Origin of the sequence: Chryseobacterium sp. JV274 (assembly GCF_903969135.1) — a bacterium.
Taxonomy (GTDB): Bacteria; Bacteroidota; Bacteroidia; order Flavobacteriales; family Weeksellaceae; genus Chryseobacterium.
On the sequence record NZ_LR824569.1, the window covers coordinates 4,390,122 to 4,409,152 of the forward strand.

18 protein-coding genes are annotated in these 19,031 nt (G+C 35.2%); 9 read left to right on the forward strand and 9 right to left on the reverse strand.

What is annotated here, in order from left to right; genetic code table 11:
- Window positions 1–126 precede the first annotated feature (126 nt).
- Genes CHRYMOREF3P_RS20285 through CHRYMOREF3P_RS20305 form a run of 5 tightly spaced genes read right to left on the reverse strand, consistent with a single transcriptional unit; the run spans window position 127 to window position 4,935 of the window.
- Window positions 127–492, reverse strand: a complete 366-nt coding sequence (locus CHRYMOREF3P_RS20285; protein ID WP_180565365.1) for a hypothetical protein — start codon at window positions 490–492, stop codon at window positions 127–129.
- Between the two features lie 15 nt (window positions 493–507).
- Window positions 508–936, reverse strand: coding sequence for a hypothetical protein (locus CHRYMOREF3P_RS20290; protein ID WP_180565366.1), 429 nt, complete (start codon window positions 934–936; stop codon window positions 508–510).
- A gap of 25 nt (window positions 937–961) precedes the next feature.
- Entirely contained in the window at window positions 962–2,578 is a 1,617-nt protein-coding gene (locus tag CHRYMOREF3P_RS20295) for a beta-carotene 15,15'-monooxygenase (RefSeq protein WP_180565367.1), read from the reverse strand.
- Complete coding sequence (locus CHRYMOREF3P_RS20300) at window positions 2,544–3,608, reverse strand: HlyD family secretion protein (protein ID WP_162073031.1); 1,065 nt, start codon at window positions 3,606–3,608, stop codon at window positions 2,544–2,546. Before CHRYMOREF3P_RS20300 ends, CHRYMOREF3P_RS20295 begins: the two co-directional genes overlap by 35 nt.
- A gap of 4 nt (window positions 3,609–3,612) precedes the next feature.
- Window positions 3,613–4,935, reverse strand: a complete 1,323-nt coding sequence (locus tag CHRYMOREF3P_RS20305) for a TolC family protein (RefSeq protein ID WP_162073030.1) — start codon at window positions 4,933–4,935, stop codon at window positions 3,613–3,615.
- Between the two features lie 133 nt (window positions 4,936–5,068).
- Between CHRYMOREF3P_RS20305 and CHRYMOREF3P_RS20310 the strand changes: the two genes are divergently transcribed.
- Entirely contained in the window at window positions 5,069–5,872 is an 804-nt protein-coding gene (locus CHRYMOREF3P_RS20310; protein ID WP_162073029.1) for a helix-turn-helix domain-containing protein, read from the forward strand.
- A gap of 543 nt (window positions 5,873–6,415) precedes the next feature.
- Here the strand turns inward: CHRYMOREF3P_RS20310 and CHRYMOREF3P_RS20315 are convergent.
- The gene (locus CHRYMOREF3P_RS20315) at window positions 6,416–7,066 is read right to left on the reverse strand and encodes a sigma-70 family RNA polymerase sigma factor (protein ID WP_162073028.1); all 651 of its coding nucleotides are present in this window, start codon (window positions 7,064–7,066) and stop codon (window positions 6,416–6,418) included.
- 1 nt (window position 7,067) lies between these two features.
- Complete coding sequence (locus tag CHRYMOREF3P_RS20320; protein ID WP_180565368.1) at window positions 7,068–7,451, reverse strand: hypothetical protein; 384 nt, start codon at window positions 7,449–7,451, stop codon at window positions 7,068–7,070.
- A 221-nt stretch (window positions 7,452–7,672) separates the two neighbouring features.
- Between CHRYMOREF3P_RS20320 and CHRYMOREF3P_RS20325 the strand changes: the two genes are divergently transcribed.
- The 4 genes from CHRYMOREF3P_RS20325 (at window position 7,673) to hmpA (ending at window position 10,255) form a co-directional block, all read left to right on the forward strand.
- Window positions 7,673–8,041: a group III truncated hemoglobin gene (locus tag CHRYMOREF3P_RS20325; protein WP_162073026.1), complete on the forward strand. Its 369-nt coding sequence runs from the start codon at window positions 7,673–7,675 to the stop codon at window positions 8,039–8,041.
- A 153-nt stretch (window positions 8,042–8,194) separates the two neighbouring features.
- Complete coding sequence (locus CHRYMOREF3P_RS20330; RefSeq protein WP_317169706.1) at window positions 8,195–8,518, forward strand: cupin domain-containing protein; 324 nt, start codon at window positions 8,195–8,197, stop codon at window positions 8,516–8,518.
- Between the two features lie 37 nt (window positions 8,519–8,555).
- Entirely contained in the window at window positions 8,556–8,993 is a 438-nt protein-coding gene (locus CHRYMOREF3P_RS20335) for an RrF2 family transcriptional regulator (RefSeq protein WP_162073025.1), read from the forward strand.
- 53 nt (window positions 8,994–9,046) lie between these two features.
- Window positions 9,047–10,255, forward strand: coding sequence for an NO-inducible flavohemoprotein (gene hmpA, locus CHRYMOREF3P_RS20340; protein ID WP_162073024.1), 1,209 nt, complete (start codon window positions 9,047–9,049; stop codon window positions 10,253–10,255).
- 413 nt (window positions 10,256–10,668) lie between these two features.
- Here the strand turns inward: hmpA and ccoG are convergent, their stop codons facing one another.
- Both ccoG and ccoN read right to left on the reverse strand, forming a co-directional pair.
- Window positions 10,669–12,126 (reverse strand): cytochrome c oxidase accessory protein CcoG, encoded by a 1,458-nt coding sequence (gene ccoG / locus CHRYMOREF3P_RS20345; protein ID WP_162073023.1) that lies wholly within the window; start codon window positions 12,124–12,126, stop codon window positions 10,669–10,671.
- A gap of 206 nt (window positions 12,127–12,332) precedes the next feature.
- Complete coding sequence (gene ccoN / locus CHRYMOREF3P_RS20350; protein WP_180565369.1) at window positions 12,333–14,594, reverse strand: cytochrome-c oxidase, cbb3-type subunit I; 2,262 nt, start codon at window positions 14,592–14,594, stop codon at window positions 12,333–12,335.
- 98 nt (window positions 14,595–14,692) lie between these two features.
- Here ccoN and CHRYMOREF3P_RS20355 point away from each other — a divergent pair, with 98 nt between their 5' ends.
- The 4 genes from CHRYMOREF3P_RS20355 (at window position 14,693) to CHRYMOREF3P_RS20370 (ending at window position 19,030) form a co-directional block, all read left to right on the forward strand.
- Window positions 14,693–15,577, forward strand: coding sequence for an AraC family transcriptional regulator (locus CHRYMOREF3P_RS20355; RefSeq protein ID WP_162073021.1), 885 nt, complete (start codon window positions 14,693–14,695; stop codon window positions 15,575–15,577).
- Window positions 15,578–15,610: 33 nt separating this feature from the next.
- Complete coding sequence (locus CHRYMOREF3P_RS20360) at window positions 15,611–16,210, forward strand: Crp/Fnr family transcriptional regulator (RefSeq protein WP_162073020.1); 600 nt, start codon at window positions 15,611–15,613, stop codon at window positions 16,208–16,210.
- Window positions 16,211–16,307: 97 nt separating this feature from the next.
- On the forward strand, window positions 16,308–18,041 hold the full coding sequence (locus CHRYMOREF3P_RS20365; protein ID WP_162073019.1) for a cbb3-type cytochrome c oxidase subunit I: 1,734 nt from the start codon (window positions 16,308–16,310) through the stop codon (window positions 18,039–18,041).
- Window positions 18,041–19,030, forward strand: coding sequence for a cbb3-type cytochrome c oxidase subunit II (locus CHRYMOREF3P_RS20370; RefSeq protein ID WP_162073018.1), 990 nt, complete (start codon window positions 18,041–18,043; stop codon window positions 19,028–19,030). The genes CHRYMOREF3P_RS20365 and CHRYMOREF3P_RS20370 overlap by 1 nt, the downstream gene beginning before the upstream one ends.
- The last annotated feature ends 1 nt before the right edge of the window (window position 19,031 follow it).

Below are 19,031 nucleotides of genomic sequence, written 5' to 3' on the forward strand. Positions count from 1 at the left end.
CAACGTAGAATTGATTAAACAGGCTAGCAGCTAGGATCAGTTTTTTCATGGTCGTTTATTACGAAAATATATAATTTCAGGTAAAGTGAATTTAAAACTTTTACAATCGTACATTGATGTATACAGTTACCAAGAATTTTTTTTGTTTTTTTTTCCAAAACAAAATACAGAAATTTCTTTTAAACCTGTTTTAATTTTCTCAATCATTTCTGAGAAGCTAATGTTATTCTCAACGGTGCTAATCGAAGTGGCTATTCCTTTTATATTGTGTTTAGTGTTTGATACAGCAAATACATAGATTATTTCAGAGTCATATTCGGTTTCGTAGCAAATGTATATCTTATCAATAACAAATTCAGATGTGTTGAGATTAGTAATGTTTTTTATGTTGGGTGATCCTGAAAGCATACATTTCATGATGTCGAAATCCAGGGCATATCCTTCGTTCAGCAATTCTGAAATTACGTCATGCAATAATATAATTTCTTCCATTTTAAAATTTTAGAATTATTTCCAGCTACCCTGCATTGAAATTTCGAGATGTTCACCTTTAACCTCCATATCAATGGGAAAAATTATTTTATAATCATCCATATGAACAGAACACCCGTCAATGTATCCAGTTATATTGCCCCACAATTCCAAATGATAAGAAGTACCGTACAAATTCATTTCAGGTGATGGATACATTTTCAGAGTTGTAGGAAGCGGTAAGTCACTGGGATAAAATTCAGTCTCTGCGATACTTACTTTACTTTCATCTTTGAAAACTTTAATAAAAAGTTTTTGTTCCGGAAGGGATTTTTCTTTTTCAAATTGTACTAACTTCACTGTATTCAATTGAAAAGTCCGGTCGTCATTCTGGCATGAAAAAAGAAAAAATAAAGCTGATCCAAGGAAAAATGAAATGATCTTTTTTGTACTATTTGTTTTCATAAAATTAATTTAAAGATTGATATTTTTATGCTGGTGATAAACGTTTCGATTTCAGGTAAAGCACTGTACGATTGAGATAAGGAAAAAGAAGAATCAGCAGCAATGTTATTGAAAGCATCCAGACCATCATTTCATAATAATCCATTGCAAATCTTACTTGATTCTGTAAATTCACACTCTCTCTCAACAATTTTTCAGCTCCTTTGACGGCATGATCTCCAAGCATTCCTTTTCCACTAAGCTTAGTGGTCTGTCGATGCAGGAAGTCTTTTATTGACGGATCTATAGCACTTAAACGATCTTGAAAAGCGTTGTAATGCCTGCTCTTTTCATATAATTCATAGTAATTGATCAATGCAATACTTGCGCAAAAACCTAAATAACGAATAGCCAATGCTGTGGCTGCTGCAGATGGGCCAATCTGTAGTGGTACCGAAGAGATAATGTAAATGATGGTAGGGACCATAATGAGACCAACTCCTAACCCTTGGATAAACAAGGGAATAAAATAGTTATATTCGTCAGCCTGTACATCAAATGAAAAATACATTACTGCATGAAACATCAACAAGGTAAAGAAACCGGGCACCCAAATACTTCTGATATTTTTTTTCTGCAAAACCAGACAACAGGCGATAATAATTCCCGTAATAAGTCCTAAAAGATTAAAGATATTGATGTAAGAAAGATAAAACGGATCAAAATGAAGAACGGAAATAAAGTAACTATTCGTAATTCCTGAGGCAAAACGACAGATATACATTATAAAAAGAATGACAAGACCTATAGTAAAGTTTCTATATCTGAAAACACTTAAGTTTATATATGGTCTTTTTTTAAACATTTGACGGAGTACTAACAGTACCAGTAATGCTCCAATTCCAATTGTACTTCCTAAAATACGGTTATCTTCCAGCCAGTAATATTCTTGTCCAAAAACTGTAATATATCCGATTAGTATGAGCAATGTACTGAACATGGCAAAGCTTTCCCAATCTAATTTATAAAGTGGAAATCTCGAATTGATACGGTAATGTCTCATTGTTATTGCCAAGAAAATAAATCCTGGAAAATATAAAAACACTGCACCTTTATAGATATTGTTAAAATTATAAGAGTCAATAAGATCCGCAGTAATCAAATTATTAAATGGCAATGCACATATTAGAATTCCAAAGAATACTGAGAAGCTAATCTCCCGGCCTCTTTCACTGCTCAATCTGGTAAATATTAAACTCAGAGATAAATTTACGTTACAGGCGAACAGCATTCCTTGAATAAAACGTATTGGAAAAAGAATATGAATCTCATTCGTATAATAACAGATGAGGCATGCCATGATCTGAAGTGTCATAAACAAGAGAAAATATTCTTTTGCAGCAAGAAAGCTAAAAAACCTTCTTTCGAGACTGTAAAATCCAACATATCCCGCATAAAACAATGCAACAGAAAACTGAATATCTGCAGGTTCACAACCGTAATATCCTGCTGCTGCATTTATATTCGCTAAAGGGAGAAAAAATATAGTGATTCCTGGGAGTGTCATCATAAAAAGAATAATTTTTACAAGCCATTCCGGAATCCATTTTTTAAAAAAAGGAATCTTTCTAACCATTAGAACGTTTTTTGCCTGCATATACATTGACGTTCATGCCTACTTTTAGCACATTAATATCTTTTCTTTTCCCATCTATTTTGATTCTTACTGGAATACGCTGTACAATCTTCACATAATTTCCTGTAGAGTTATCAGGAGGTAATAACGAAAAACTGGAGCCTGTAGCAGGAGAAAGAGAAATAATAGTTCCCCTAAACTCCCTGTCAGGATAAGAGTCTGCTACAATTTTAACATGGTCACCGATGCGCATATCTTTAATCTGGGTTTCTTTATAATTAGCAACTACCCATTTGTCAGTTTCGTTGTTCACAATAAAAGCTAATGTTTCACCAGCATCAATCATCTGTCCTACTTCAACAGTTCTACGCCCCATTCGTCCGTCGTAAGGCGACACAATAACGGTATAAGAGACATCCAGTTTATGACGGTTTAAAAGTGCCTCGAGCTTTGTTATTTCCGCATGTACAACAGTTTTCTCTGCTTGAATATCGTTTATTTTTGATTTGAACGCTGCGTAAGTATTCTGGGAAGCTTGATATTCGCTGTTGTTTACGTCCAATCCTGCTTTTACATCTTCGAGACGTTGTTTTGTAGCTGACTCTTCATTGTAGAGGCTCTGATATCTTTTATAATCAAGTTCTTGCTTCCATACTTTTGCCTTGTTAGCTTCTACTTTAGCTTGTGCTGAAGCAGCCTCTTTTTCCATCGTCCCAGTAGTACTTTCCAATACTTTTATTTGAGCGCGAGCCCTTTGAAGGGCAGCCTGTGTTTGTTCTTGCTGCAATACATATTCACGGTTATCAATAATTAAGAGAGTGTCTCCCTTTTTCACTTCCTGATTTTCCTCGAACTTTACATCAACGATAAATCCACCAGCCCTCGAAATAACGGGATTTACATATTCCTGAACCTGAGCATCATTGGTCTGTTCGTATTTGTAAAAATTTAAAAGGGTAAAGATTCCCCAAATAGCAAGTGCAGCAACAACGAGACCTGAAACCCATCCTGTTATTTTGGTAATTAATTTGTCTGTAGGAGTATATTTCTTTTTCATATTTTTATAAAATCCCTATGATATTTTGTAATAAGTAATAATTGTTTTGTGCAAGGATCTTAGCCGATTCCAGCTCAAATTTTGTTTGTAATAACTGAATGTCTGCATCCAGTAGATCTGTAACCAGCGATGTTTGGCTGAAGTACGTATTTTTAATAATCCTTGCATTCTCTTTAGCTTGTATAACATTTACTTCAGCCACCTTAATCTGTTTCAATGCTTCCTGATATCTCAGGTAAGCTTCCTTTACCTGCTGTCTTACTTTATCTTCAGTATCTTTATGAGTTTCTTCTTCTTTCTCAAATTCAATTTTTGCAGCTTTTACTTTTTGAGGGTTGTGATAAAGGGATGACAAAGAAAACGATGCTTTTACACCAACAACTCCCAAAGAATACCAATATGGATTATAGGGGAAAAGGAAAATCTGCGGATTGGCATAATAAAATTCTCCGTATAAACCGATCTTGGGAGTAACATTTGCTTTTACTTGCTTAAGTTTTAGCATGCTGAGCTCTGTGTGCTGTTCTGAAACATGATAGTCAAAAGAATGTTCTAAGGCGCTGGTCAGATACTCATCATAGGTAGCTTTTTTATCCCATTCACTAAATGGAAATTCGGGGATTATAATCTGTTCGTCGGGAACTCCCAAAATAATATTGAGTTTTTGGGTGGCTATGAGAATATCATTTTCTATAGTAATAAGAGCCATTTCCCGACGGGAAAGTTCAAGTTCAATTCTCAGCAAATCACTTTTCAAAACAACACCGTTTTTATAAAGTGATTTTATTTCTTTTAGTTGCACTTTCTGATCAATAATATCCTTCTTAATTAAATCTCTGAAAATAAATATTTTTTGAAGATCAAGGTATAATGCCGCTGTTTTATAATGAATATCAGAAACTGCCTTTTTCTTCTGAATTTCTCTTATCTTCTGTAGTGTTGCATTTTCTTTAATTTTAAGGTTCAGCTTGTTTCCATTATAAATGTTCAAGTAGAAATCTGCACCAACTTTATAAAGTGTGTGGATTATCTCATGTTGTGATGGCTTAGAAAAAAGGCCATTTTCATAGATGGGGATATTAGAAGCCTTTTCAGCAGATCCTTTTACTTCAATTTCCGGAAGGCGTTCCATTTTTGCATCCTTTAGTTCAGCATTAGCAATTTCTTCTTCCATATTTTTTATTCTTATATGGCGGCTATTCTCTTCAGCTTTTTGCCATGCATCTTTTAAAGTTAGTCTAAGAGTATCGCTTTTGGGACTGATTGCGTTGGCTAACAGGACATGACTACCACCAAATATTAGTAGTCCGATTAAATAGATTTTCATCTGAATTTTTCGAATTATTATGCTTGCAAATTTATCAGGTCTGCGGAGATTTATTTTATCTAAAATAGTCAAGTATTACATGATTCCGGCCAAATTATTATATTTGCATAATCCTAAACTTTAGAATGCTTACATGGGACTTATTGCAGCTCTTCCAGACATTGATAAATATGATAATAGTGTATTTGTAATGCATGAAGCATCAGAAAAACTCATCCCTTTTCATAAACACACGAAAGGACAGCTTAGTTACGTGGAGGGAGGGATTGCATATATTACTATTGATAATCGTACTTATGTTGTCCCTGCAAGACATTTTTTTTGGATTCCCCAAGGTTTAGAACATATTCTTCAGATTGGTCATTCTGCCACCGTGCTGCGATCGCTATATTTTTACGCTCACGATGATTTTTCCAATTCTTTTTTCAATCGACTTGGTATTTACCCTGCTTCTGAACTCCTGATACAAATGATTAAATATACCGAAATTTGGGACGAAAGACACGTAACTTCTATGGATGAAAATTTCGAGTTTTTAATAGCGTTGAAGAAAATTCTCCCAGAGACCCATAAGCAACCTTTACCTATCATTCTTCCTGCTACCCAGAACAAACAAATGATGAGAATTGTTAATTATCTTGAAAATACTATAGAAGAAAAGCATAGCCTTACTAGTATAAGTAAAAAGTTTGGGTTGAGTGAACGTTCTCTTTCACGCCTTTTTAAGACCGATATGGATATTTCTTTTCTTCAATATCTGAAAACGCTAAGGATTATTAAAGCTATCGAACTGCTTCTGAATACAAACAAATCAATTAACGAAATTGCAGATGAGGTGGGGTACAGTTCAATCAGTTCGTTCAGTGATACTTTTCGTGAGTTTACAAGATCTAGGCCCACCGATTTGAGAAAAGTCGATGTTAAAACGCATAAATAATAATCACTTGGAAGGAACTTTAAGCTCATATAAAAAAGAATTATGATCTATTTTAAATGATTGAAATACAACGAGTTGTTGGGTGTTTAAAGGAGTCGGTATTTAAAGTTATATAACGGCTGTCGATAAGATCTTTAAGATCTCGGCTAGTAATCTTGTAGTGTACTATTGAAATTTGGCTGCATTGTCTGTCAATTTACTTCGAAATTCTTTTTTATATTTATAGAACATTCACTTTCGAATGAGACCTGGTTTCCAATGTCATCTTTAAACCATTATTATTGTAATGCGTCAAAATTTGATCTTTTCAATCAATTAAAGGCTGGAAAAGATTAAAAACTCTTTCAGTGGCTCGTGCAATTATTGTTTTTTCACTACATGACAATTGGTTTAACGCGTGACATTCTTAACATAAGTTTTATTTAATTGCTCTTTAGGAACTGATTGACGACAATATTTTGAGTTCCTATGTTAGTTATACATTCTAATATAATGCTGCAGAAGCAGCATTATGGATTGCAGTATTTTCAGTATATAAATTAATTATAGTCGATTAATCTCAAGCATCACTTTTTTGCTAAAAGGGTTACAATAAGACAGATTGAAGTCAAAAAGCTCCTCTGCTGTGTAAGATTTTTCAACTGCAATTCTCAGCATAGTTTTAGCTCTGTTTAGACGGACTTTGACATTTGTTTGACTGATGTTGAGAAGCGCAGATGTTTCAGAGATATTTAATCCGTTTATTTCTCTTAAGGAAAATACAATTCGATAATCTTCAGGTATTTGAGACAGAGAATTCTCAATGATGTGCCCCAATTCGCGACTGTGAATTTCTTTTTGTATGTCGGTCATTGAATTGCTGAACATAGGCGTTTCATTTTCATTAATAATCTCATTCGCAAATTCATTTTTGTAGCTGAATTTCTGTTTTTTACGATAGCAGTTATTTAACATTATTCTGATTATCCAGGTCTTAAAACCAGCGCGTTTTTCGAATTGGTCCAGATTTTTGTAAGCATCAATATAGGTATCCTGCATTAAATCCTGTGTATCTTCATGATTGTAATTATATGACCTTCCAATTTTGTATAAAGAGGAATTAAAACGTTGTACAATAATTTCATAAAGAGGTTTTTCTCCTTTTAAAATACGGTTGATAATTTCAACTTCTGTTAATTGACCGAATTGATCCATTTTAGCTCAGAATTTTTGCTATTTTAGCCATTGAAAGAGCCGCAATTGCCATTACTAAGTCACGTACTGCTACATCAATGAAGTTAAAACTTAATAATAATGTAATTGCTATCACTGTTAGCCAGCCTGCAACGATATAGCCACCTATTTCTGCTTTTTTGAGAACAATTATGCCGGCCAAAATTTCTATTACACCTACAACCATCATAAACGCCGAGGCAGAAACCGGCAATACGTTTCCAACTGACGGATTGATATACTGTTTCCAATCCGTAAGCAAGTTAGTGAATTTGTCTGCTCCTGCAACTATAGGAACAACTACAAAGGTGTACCTTAACAGATTGAATGCTTGTCTTAGCGCTTTACTTTTGAAAGTATTTTCCATTTTTTTTATATTTAATTACTTTATACTTTATTAGGGTACATGACAAGTAGAAAGGTTACAATCGATTTAAAAAAATGAGTCTTAGCAAGTGAGCTCTAAATCGTTGAATTTTAATCAACATCTTAAAATATATAAAGACATTTTTGTCTTTTATTTATTTTTTCTATATTTGCATCATCCAAACATTCCTTATCTAGGATGTGGATTAAAAATTTAATTTAATGAAAAGCAGCATTCAAGACTTTGATGACATTAAACTTTTGGTGGATTCTTTTTATAGTGAAGTTCAACGAGATCTATTGATTGGTGGTATTTTTGTAGGTGCGATAAAAGACTGGACAAAACATTTGGAAAAAATGTATACTTTCTGGCAAACAGTTTTACTTGGCGAACATACATATAATGGAAGCCCATTCCCTCCGCACGCACAAATGCGGCTTGATGGAAGTCATTTTCAGCGTTGGCTGAGCATCTGGTCTGCGACAATAGATAAACATTTTGAAGGTGAGATCGCCGAAGAAGCTAAATGGAGAGCCGAAAAAATGGCTAGGCTCTTTCTGATAAAAATTGAATCCAGCAATCACCAATGAAGTTCGTTAAATTTATGAAGACATTACATTGCGAAAAGTTTAACGTGAAGTTTTGAGAACTGGTATGTATCATCTTAAAATTGTTGTCGCTGAACTAATGGCAGACAAAACAATAATTAAGACCACTTTAATTTCATTAATAATAATAAATCTATGATTAAGATAGCTTCAATTTTAACAGACATTCAATACGGCGAGACTAATCCTTTAATCAGTGTACTTATCAATACTTTACATACCAAAGAGATAAGGATTGTTTTTAAGAAGGGTCAGGAAATGACTTCGCATAAAGCAGCATATCCGATTGTGGTCACTGTTATTGATGGTAGTATTGACTTCGGGGTAGATTCTGAGCGACTTAACTTGGAAAAAGGCATGATAATAGCTTTGGAAGCGAATATGCTACATGATCTAAAAGCAACAAAAGATAGTATAGTACTGTTATCAATGAATAAATCGGTCACGGGTAAACATTGATAGAAGACATACTTGCAATAGCAAAACAATAATTTATATGGGATTCTTTTCTAAAACTTGCGAATATGCCATAAGAGCTGTTCTTTATATTGCCAGCCAATCTCAAGAGGGAAAGCGTGTAGGAATTAAAGAAATTGCGGAAAACATTAATTCTCCTGAATATTTTCTTGGTAAGATACTTCAGAGACTTAGTCGTGAAGGTATCATATTATCTGTCAAAGGCCCAAATGGGGGATTCTACCTTGATGCAAACGGGTTGAACCGGCCTATAGCAGATATTGTAATAACTCTAGAAGGTGATGAAATATTTACAGGCTGCGGAATGGGACTCAGTTACTGCTCCGAAAGCAACCCTTGTCCATTGCATAATGAATTTAAAAAAATTCGTAATCAGATAACTTATATGCTACATAAAAGTACTATTGGTGCTTTCAATAAAGAATTACTGGACGGTACATTGACTTTAAACAAATAATTTTTTTTATCATAATTAAAGACATTTTTGTCTTTAATACTAAATTTCTATTTATGACAAGCGAACAAAAACAATTAGTAAAAGATACCGTACCTGTATTGAAAGAGCATGGTGTTTTATTAACTTCACATTTCTACGCTCGTATGTTTCAGTACAACCCGGAATTGAAAAATATATTCAACATGGGAAATCAGCAGAACAGCAAGCAACAAACAGCACTTGCCATGGCAGTATTAGCGTATGCAGAGCACATTGAAGACCCATCTGTGCTGTTGCCGATGGTGGATGGTATCGGTCAGAAGCATACCAGCCTTGATATTCGTCCGGAACATTATGACATTGTAGGTCGGCATCTAATAGCATCAATTAAGGAAGTACTCGGCGTAGCTGCGAGCGTGGAATTATTAGACGCCTGGACAGTAGCATATAACCAATTGGCGTCTTTGATGAGCGGCCGGGAAAAAGCTTTATATAAAAAGCATACCGAACAAAAAGGTGGTTGGAGCGGCTGGAGGCCTTTTGTAGTTAAACAAAAAGTTGTGGAATCAACTGAAATAACGTCTTTTTATCTTTATCCTGCTGATGGGGGATCAGTAGAAAGTCATTTACCTGGTCAGTATATTAGTTTACGTTTATTCCTACCAGAGCTTCAATTATTACAACCGCGTCAATATAGTATTTCGTGTAGGTCCAATAGCGAATATTATCGAATATCGGTCAAAAAAGAAGTGGGTAGCAAACATCCGGACGGTATGATTAGTAATCGTCTCCATAACCACATTACAGAAGGAAGTATTGTTGAACTTTCTGCTCCGGCAGGTACCTTTATATTGAATGAATCGACCTTAGCACATAAAGTATTCATTAGCGGGGGTGTTGGACAGACGCCGCTTTTGTCGATGATAGAAAATCTAACCAACGAGGCGGATGAAACCAAAGTATCTATTACTTGGATACATGGTTGTAGAAATGAGGCAGTGCATGCATTCAAAGACAAGATTACTGAATTATCGAATTTCTATTCGAATATCAACCAGCACGTCTTTTATGAGCAATCGAATGAACTACAAAAAAACAAGTATAAGGGCTGGGTAGACCTGGAAGTATTAAAAGAAACAGTACTTGATCATAAAGCAGAATATTATATCTGTGGTCCAGCTTTATTCATTAAAAAACATTATAATTTTCTTGTAGAGAATGGGGTTCAGAAATCTGCAATTTATTTTGAAGAATTCGGTCCGGCTTCGTTGCATCTAAACTAGAATACTAAATTGTTTACGGATCAAAGAGTACCAATGTGGTGATAATATTCACGTCATTGGTATTCTTTGATTTAACATAATGTTGTAATACAACATATCCTTGCGCAACTTTGAAGCTATTAGTATAATATGAGCTTTATTTAATTACTACCAACTATTAAATTTATGTTGCTGATTCAAAGTATATATTGATCGTGCCCATTATGGTAATTCAGTATGTATGCTTAATCATTAAAAAGAAACTGAATAAGGCTTGCTTAGTTCAATACCATATGTAATCAATAATATTAACTAAGAACAATTCATACCTTTAAAGTTTTGAGTATCTTAAGACTGTTAGTATAATCTATTAAAAATAACCATTTAATAAGTCATCTGCTGATAAAGTTTAGTATACTGATCTTTAGCTTCTCTTATTGTATCTGTAATTTGAAAGGTCCCTCAAAATAAGTCTCATAAGAATCTATTAAATTATTTTTATGATCATATACGCCTATGGTAATATTTTGTTTGGATAGATTCATCTGTGATTCTGGAAAACTTATGTTTATGGTTCCTTTTGATATTTTGTCACGATCTACAGTTATTTTATCAGAAGCACTGTAACCAATTTCAGCGTTTTTCGGTTCGATTACTTTTATAGTGACAATTTTTTTACTATTGGTTTTATTAAGGAACGTGTAATTATATGTATTGATAATCTTACCATCTCTTACGAAGAACGTGCTACCTGCCGGCTTGATAAATTTTGCCTCCATCTCTTCACGGCTGGAAAGAAGAAATCCTTGAAACCCTAGCAATAAGACCAGAATTACTGCGAAGCCTTTCATTCTGCCTGTAAATTTATACGGGCTTCCTGTTTCAATCTCTCTTTCTGAAGCGTATCTTATTAAGCCTTTAGGTAAGCCAACTTTTTCCATTACTTCATCACACGCATCAATGCACGCAGTACAATTTATGCATTCCAACTGCTGGCCATCTCTAATATCAATACCGGTTGGACAAACAGCGACGCACTGATAGCAATCAATACAGTCACCTTTTCCTGTACTTTTCCTGTCTTCACCATTTCTCCATTTGGAACGTATTTCTCCTCTCTTAAAATCGTAAAAAACGTTGATGGTTTCTTTATCAATCAGGACTCCCTGTAATCTTCCGTATGGACATACCAAAGTGCAAACCTGTTCTCTAAACCACGCAAACACAAAATAAAAAGTTGCTGTAAAAAGAATCATGACAATAAAACTAGTAATATTGGCAAATGGCCCTCCTGATATTATTTGGAGCACATCCTCATAACCGACGATATACATAAACATAATGTGGGTGATAAAGAGTGAAATAACGATGTAAGCAGACCATTTTAAAATTCTTTTCCAAATTTTTTCAGTATTCCATTCCTGCCGGTCCAGTCTCATCTGTTTATTACGGTCACCTTCAATCCAAAACTCTATTTTCCGAAAAATGGATTCCATAAAAATTGTCTGCGGGCAAATCCATCCACAAAAAATCCTACCGAATGCGATGGTAAAAACAATAATAAAAATTAGAGAAGCAATGGCACCTAAGGTAAGGATAAAGAAGTCCTGAGGATAGAAAGGCTGTCCCATAATAAAATATTCTCCGTCAATGACATTTAACAAAAAGACAGGATTTCCGTTAATTTTAATAAACGGTATTGCAAAATATATAATCAATAGAATATAGCTTACAAGCTCTCTATAGTTGGTGTATTTGCCTTTTGGCTTCTTTGGGAAAACCCATTTTCTCTTACCGGTTTGGTCCATTGTTCCTATGGAATCTCTATAAGATTCAGGGTCTACAACCTGAGCTTGGCCGCCGCGTACGGCTTGTTGATCTATCTCTGACATTCAGTTTTATTATAATTTTAATGATTTTATTTTTGAAAGAAAGCGTTCATTTTTTCATGTTCGAATTTCGTTGTACTTGGGTAGCAGAAGGGCGCGACTAATAAAATGACAGGAAAATAATCATCTGTAACGTTTCGTAAAATAATGCATCACGAATTTGAAAAAAAATGATCTTAAAGTTTTAAGCTATAATTTCGCCTTGTATTTTAATTATTATCAGCTGTTTTTATATCGGTCGTTTTGATATCTATGCCTAATCTCTGAAGATAAGCGATAAGCGCAATAATTTCTTTTTTCTCTAATTCTCCCTGAGGTCTTTTTGCATAAGCTTCCTTAAGGTCAGAAGCTTCTACAAAGATATCTTTTACTATTTTCGCTGCCTGGTTATCAGCCCATTTATCTGCAGTATCAATCTGTACTTTTGTATATGGCACGTCAAAAGTACTTTTCATGAACTTAAGCTTATCGATCATTTGGGAGCGATCCAGATTATTGGCTATTAACCATGGATAGCGGGGCATAATAGATCCTGCAGATGTAGATCTGGGATTGTACATGTGTTTATAGTGCCATGAACTTGGGTTTTTACCACCTTCCCGGTGTAAATCGGGACCTGTCCTTTTTGAACCCCATAAGAACGGCCTGTCATACACGAATTCTCCTGCCTTCGAGTATTGCCCGTTTTTGCCGTTGAATCTTACAATCTCGTCTCTAAAGGGTCTTACAACTTGCGAATGGCAGGCATTGCAACCTTCACGGATGTATAAATCTCTGCCTTCCAATTCTAATGGAGAATACGGTTTTACGGAGGTAATGGTAGGTACATTTTCTTTGAGCATTAAAGTTGGTATTATTTCTACAGCTCCACCAATTGATACTGCAATGAAAGATAATACGGTAAGTAAAACGGGCAGTCTTTCTAGCCAAAGGTGCAGGCCTTCACCTTCTTTTCTTTTATTGCTTATATTTGTCAAAGCCAGAGCTTCGGCCGGCACTTCTCTTTGAAAAGAACCCTTTCTGACCGTAACAACCAAGTTAATAACCATTAAGACAGCACCTGAAAAATAAAACAAGCCACCTAAAAATCTCATTTTAAAATAAGGGATAATTGCAGTGACTGTATCCAGCCAGTTTTTCCACAATAATGTACCGTCGGGGTTAAACTGTTTCCACATTAATCCTTGCGTAAATCCTGAAATGTACATTGGAACCGCATAGAAAATAATTCCAAAAGTGCCTAGCCAAAAATGCCAGTTTGCCATCTTAACCGACCATATTGTTGTTCTCCATAAGATGGGTATCAGATAATAAATCATACCAAAAGCCATAAAACCATTCCAGCCTAATGCTCCGAGATGAACATGACCTATCACCCAGTCTGTAAAGTGGCCAATTTTATTAATGTTTTTTGTTGCTAAAAGAGGTCCTTCAAACGTTGCCATACCATAACAAGTTACTGCAACAACGAAGAATTTTAAAACTGGATTTTCTCTAACTTTATCCCAAGATCCTCTCAGTGTGAGCAATCCATTCAGCATTCCTCCCCATGATGGTGCTATCAGCATAATTGAAAAACCAGTTCCTACAGCCTGTGCCCATGCAGGTATTGCGGTATATTGAAGATGATGCGGCCCTGCCCATATGTACACAAATATTAATGACCAAAAATGAATAATTGAAAGCTTGTATGAGAAAACCGGACGTTCAGCGGCCTTTGGTAAAAAATAATACATTAAACCCAAAATTGGGGTAGTTAAAATAAATGCTACCGCATTGTGACCATACCACCATTGAACGATGGCATCTTTAACTCCGGAATAAGCAGAATACGACTTCCATCCTGTAAAGGATAAGGGGACTTCAAGGTTATTGAATATATAAAGCATCGCTACGGCTATCCATGTTCCTAAATAAAACCAAATCGCAACATATAGATGTCTCACTCTTCTTCTCGCAATAGTTCCGAACATATTCATTCCAAAAATCACCCATGAAAACGTAAGAAGTATATCGATTGGCCATTCATGTTCAGCATATTCCTTAGATGTATTGATGCCCATAAAGAAAGTTATAAAGGTTATTACAACCATTAATTGCCAAGTCCAGAAATGAATCCAGCTTAATGTTTTGCTAAACATTTCTGTTTTTAAGAGTCTGGGTACGGAGTAATATACTCCGACAAAAACACTGTTGCAGACAAAAGCGAAAATTACAGTATTGGTATGTAGCATCCTTATTCTGCCGAAACCGAATGCTCCGTTGGTATCTATTAACGCTTGTATCCCTCCGTTTCTTAAAATTTTTATTGACTCGTCATCAGTTCCAAAAATGAATTCTGGTAGCTCTGGATAGAATAACAGCAGAGCCGCAGTGAGACCAAACAGGAATCCGATCAGTCCAAAAACTATCGTTGCATACAAAAAGGCACGTACTATGGTATTGTCATAATTAAATTTCTGTGTATTCATTATGCCAAAAGTAGTATAGCATTATCAATTATTTATGGTGTTAATCATCGAAAAAATAGCTATATTTATGATCGTTGAATTATTATAATAACTAAGATATGAAGGAGGTTTATCCAACGTTTAAGATAGGAGGTCTGTCGACATGTAATTCTATTAGTGAAATGTTTACGGTTGATAAGTTTTCAGAATTCTTAAAGCGGAATCCCGGCACAGAGAAGGTACATCGGCATTCTTTCTACCATGTTACCTATTTTGAAAAAGGATGCGGTGAAAATTTAATAGATTTCAATTCGTACGATGTTATTCCTAATAAAATATTTTTTATGCGTCCGGATCAGGTTCACAGCTGGCGATTAGACGAAAATACGGAGGGTTATGTAATCAATTTTTCAACGACTTTTTTTGACCAACTGAAGATAAATTCATCATTGATTGATCAGTTTCCTTTTTTCAATTTATTCGGAAGCGACCAAATGGTCAAAATTTCCACACAGAACCAGAAAAGAATTAAGCTTTGTTTTGAGGAAATTATTTCAGAAATGACTGACATTCAACCCTGGTCACAAGTAATGATTGCGTCATTGGTACTACAAATTTGTGCACTGGCATGTAAAGAAATTACCACTGAAACCGTTTTTACAGACACCAATTATAATTCTTTGATATTAAAGCAGTTTATCGAAATTGTAGAAGTTAATTTTCATCAATATAAATTGCCCAAAGAGTATGCGGCTTTTCTAAATGTTACTCCTAACCAATTGAACTTCATATGCAAACAACAGGTCAATTTATCGGCAGGAGAAATTATCAGAAAAAGGATCATCTTAGAAGCTAAAAGGCTCTTGGTTAATTTTGATTTATCCATTGCAAGTATTGCTGAAACGCTAAATTATTCCGATCCCTCATATTTCGTGAAATTTTTTAAAAAGTATACATCATTTACACCTGATGCATTTCGAAAACAGTATTACATTAAGTATTAAACTTATACATTATTAACAATTATATATATCAGAATGATTCCTGAAAAGTATTTAAAAAAATATAATTATAGTACAAAACATTACGATATCGGAGATTTTATCTATGAGGAAAACACAATTTGCCGAAATTATTTCCAGATTATTTCGGGAAAAATTAAATTAAACAATTATTGTGAAGATGGTAAAGAATTTATTCAGAATATATTTGAGGCACCTCAAAGTTTTGGCGATGCCTTACTTTTTATAAATGAAAGATATCCTACGAATGCAGTAGCTTTAACTGAATGTAATATTATAGAGATTTCCGCTAAAGATTTTTTTGATTTGCTAAAGGATAATCCAGAATGTGCAATAGACGTCAGTACAGGTTTATCCCAAAGGCTCCACTACAAAATGCTGATGTCTCAGCATGTTTTTTCTAAAGATCCGACCGTAAGGCTTAAAGCTTTAATGGACTATTTCAAAAATATGCACAATGTACACCAGAAATCGAATAAAGAATATTTAATTCCTTTAACGCGTCAGCAAATGGCGGATCTAACAGGTTTGCGAGTGGAAACTGTTATCCGAACTATTAAGTTAATGGAAAGAAATCACTTGCTCACAATAAAAAATCATCTAATATACTATTAAATACCGAAATTGAGTGTGATTGAGATCGTATCATGAAGATGTTTGCTTACTGTAATTTAGGAGAAACAAAAAAATAATTTTTTCTAAAATTAATACGATGGATGAACTTCTCAATGAGCCTGGTTTACAAATCACTATTTTTCTTTTCTTGATTCCTGTGATTTTTGCGCTTATTCTAATTTTAATAAGGGTAAACCGGATGATTTCTGATACAATTAAAAGAAGTGAGCTAAAAAAAATATACGAACATCTTAGCAGGCTGCAACCGGGGGAAATCTCCGCTTTGGAAGAACGGAGAAAAGAACTTGAATTTCAACTTTCCGGAAATGAGCTTTCGGAAAATAAAGAGGTAAGAGATCCTCGGGGGCTGATCGATGAGGCAAATGAAGTCCACGACATTCGTTTCCTGCAATCTAAAAGAGAAGAGGGTAGAAACATCATAATTCCAAATGATGAAAAAAAGCTGATTCTTTGGTTTTTGGGTTGTAGCGTATTCTGGCTCTTTGCAGGTACCACGGTCGGTGAGTATCTAGGGATTAAATTTGTTGCGCCTGATGCTGATCATATCAGCTGGTTAAGCTTTGGAAGACTCAGACCTGTCCATACAAATATAGTTTTCTGGGGCTGGGCGTCTATGGCGATGGTTGGCTTTTCATATTATGTTATACCAAGGGTAGGAAATACAAAAGTCTTCAACCTTAAGATAGGTTACATTACATTGATATTAATGAATTCCGCTGTTCTATTAGGAAGTATTTGTCTAATGGCGGGGATCAACAACAGTGGTGGTGAATACAGAGAATACATTTGGCCGGTCATGCTGCTTTTTGCAGTGGGAATTATTATAAGTATTTATAATCATATCAATACCATCGCATTCCGTAAGACAGAAGAAATCTATGTTTCAAATTGGTATATCGTTTCGGCAATGATGTTTGTGGTGGTTATCTTAATCGTTGCCTATCTTCCTTTTTGGCAGAACGGTTTGGGAGAAACAATCACTCAGGGTTATTTTATGCATCAGGGCGTGGGAATGTGGTTCATGTTCTTCAATTTGGGATTAATGTATTATTTTCTTCCTCAGGAACTTAATAGTCCTGTATATTCGTATAGTTTGAGCATACTTGCATTTTGGACGCAGATTTTGTTTTATACCCTTATTGGAACGCATCATTTTATTTTCAGTGCTATCCCTTGGTGGATGCAGACCATTGCTATTGTTGCCAGTGTTGGAATGGTGATCCCTGTTGCAGCAGGCAGCATTAATTTCATGATGACCATTCGGGGATCCTGGCATCGTCTGAAGCTGAGTTATGTACTACCTTTTTATGTGGTTTCTATTCTCTTTTATTTTACGGGCTCGATGCAGGGAACAGCAGAAGCTTTCAGGGCGACAAACCTACTGTGGCATTTTACTGACTTTACGGTGGCTCACTCACATTTAACGATGTATGGGATCATTACCTTCATGCTATGGTCTTTTACTTATACTCTGGTTCCGAGACTTACTTCGTATGAACCGCCAAGTATTACTGTAGGTTTACATTTTTGGTTGGCATTGATCGGGGTTTTGGTGTATACTGTTTCTTTGATGATTGGTTCTACAGAAAAGGGAATGATGTGGATGGAGAAAAAACCTTTTATAGAAGGAGTGGTAAAAATGATGCCTTTTTGGTTGTGGAGAGCAATTGGAGGAACTATGATGTGGATTTCGCATATCGTTTTCGCATATAATTTTTATAGAATGATTAAACCGAGAAAAGAGATACGGCTTCCTCATACCCCAAAAGAGATTTTAGAAATAGTTCACACAAAACAACAAAGATCATAATGGATTTTTTTAGCGATCATAAAAAACTGTTTTCATCGGCATTAGCTTTTTTCCTTTTTCTTACATTGGTTATCTGTATTTTGCCGGCATTTAACAATCAGAAAGTATATAAACCTTTACCTGGAAGTAAGGCACTTACAGAAGAGGAAAGTCACGGAAAGGAAATTTATATACGGGAAGGTTGTGTAGGTTGCCACACACAGCAGGTTAGAAATATTGATATGGATCAGGTTTTTGGAGGCAGGCCAAGTCTTGCGATCGATTACGCCCGAAATAAAAGGTTGAATCTTTTCCAGAACACCGCCACTTTAATGGGAACTGAAAGAACAGGTCCAGATCTCACCAACATTGGGAGCAGACAGCCAAGTAAAGAATGGCAATATTCGCATTTATTTAATCCGAGATCAGTTGTCCCTGAATCAGTGATGCCTTCATACAAATGGATGTTTTTAATAAAAGACGAATTGCAGACAGGTGATGTCGAAGTAAGTGTTCCGGATAAATTTAAAATAGGAATTAAAGGAAAAATCGTTCCTTCAAAAGATGCTCAGGATTTGGTTGCGTATTTATTGAGCTTAAAACAAACTGAGCTTCCTAAAAGCATTCCGGCCAGAGAATTTTTATATAAAGTAGAAAAAAAAGCAGACGCAAATTCTGGAGGTGATAACCTCCCAGATGGAACAACGTTGTTTACAACAAATTGTGCGACCTGTCATCAGGCGAACGGAGAGGGATTACCTGGAGCTTTCCCAGCATTAAAAGGAAGCCCGGTCGTTTTAGGTGATGATTTGGAATTATATGTAACTATTATAATGAAAGGTTATGATCCACGACCTGAATACGCTACAATGCCTGCTGTTGGAACTAATGCAGGGTTTTCACCGGAAGAAGTTGCGGCCCTCATTAATCATGAAAGAACAAGCTGGGGGAACACCGGAAAAAAAGTGACGGCCGATGAAGTGAAAGTAATTATGGATAAAATAAAATAAT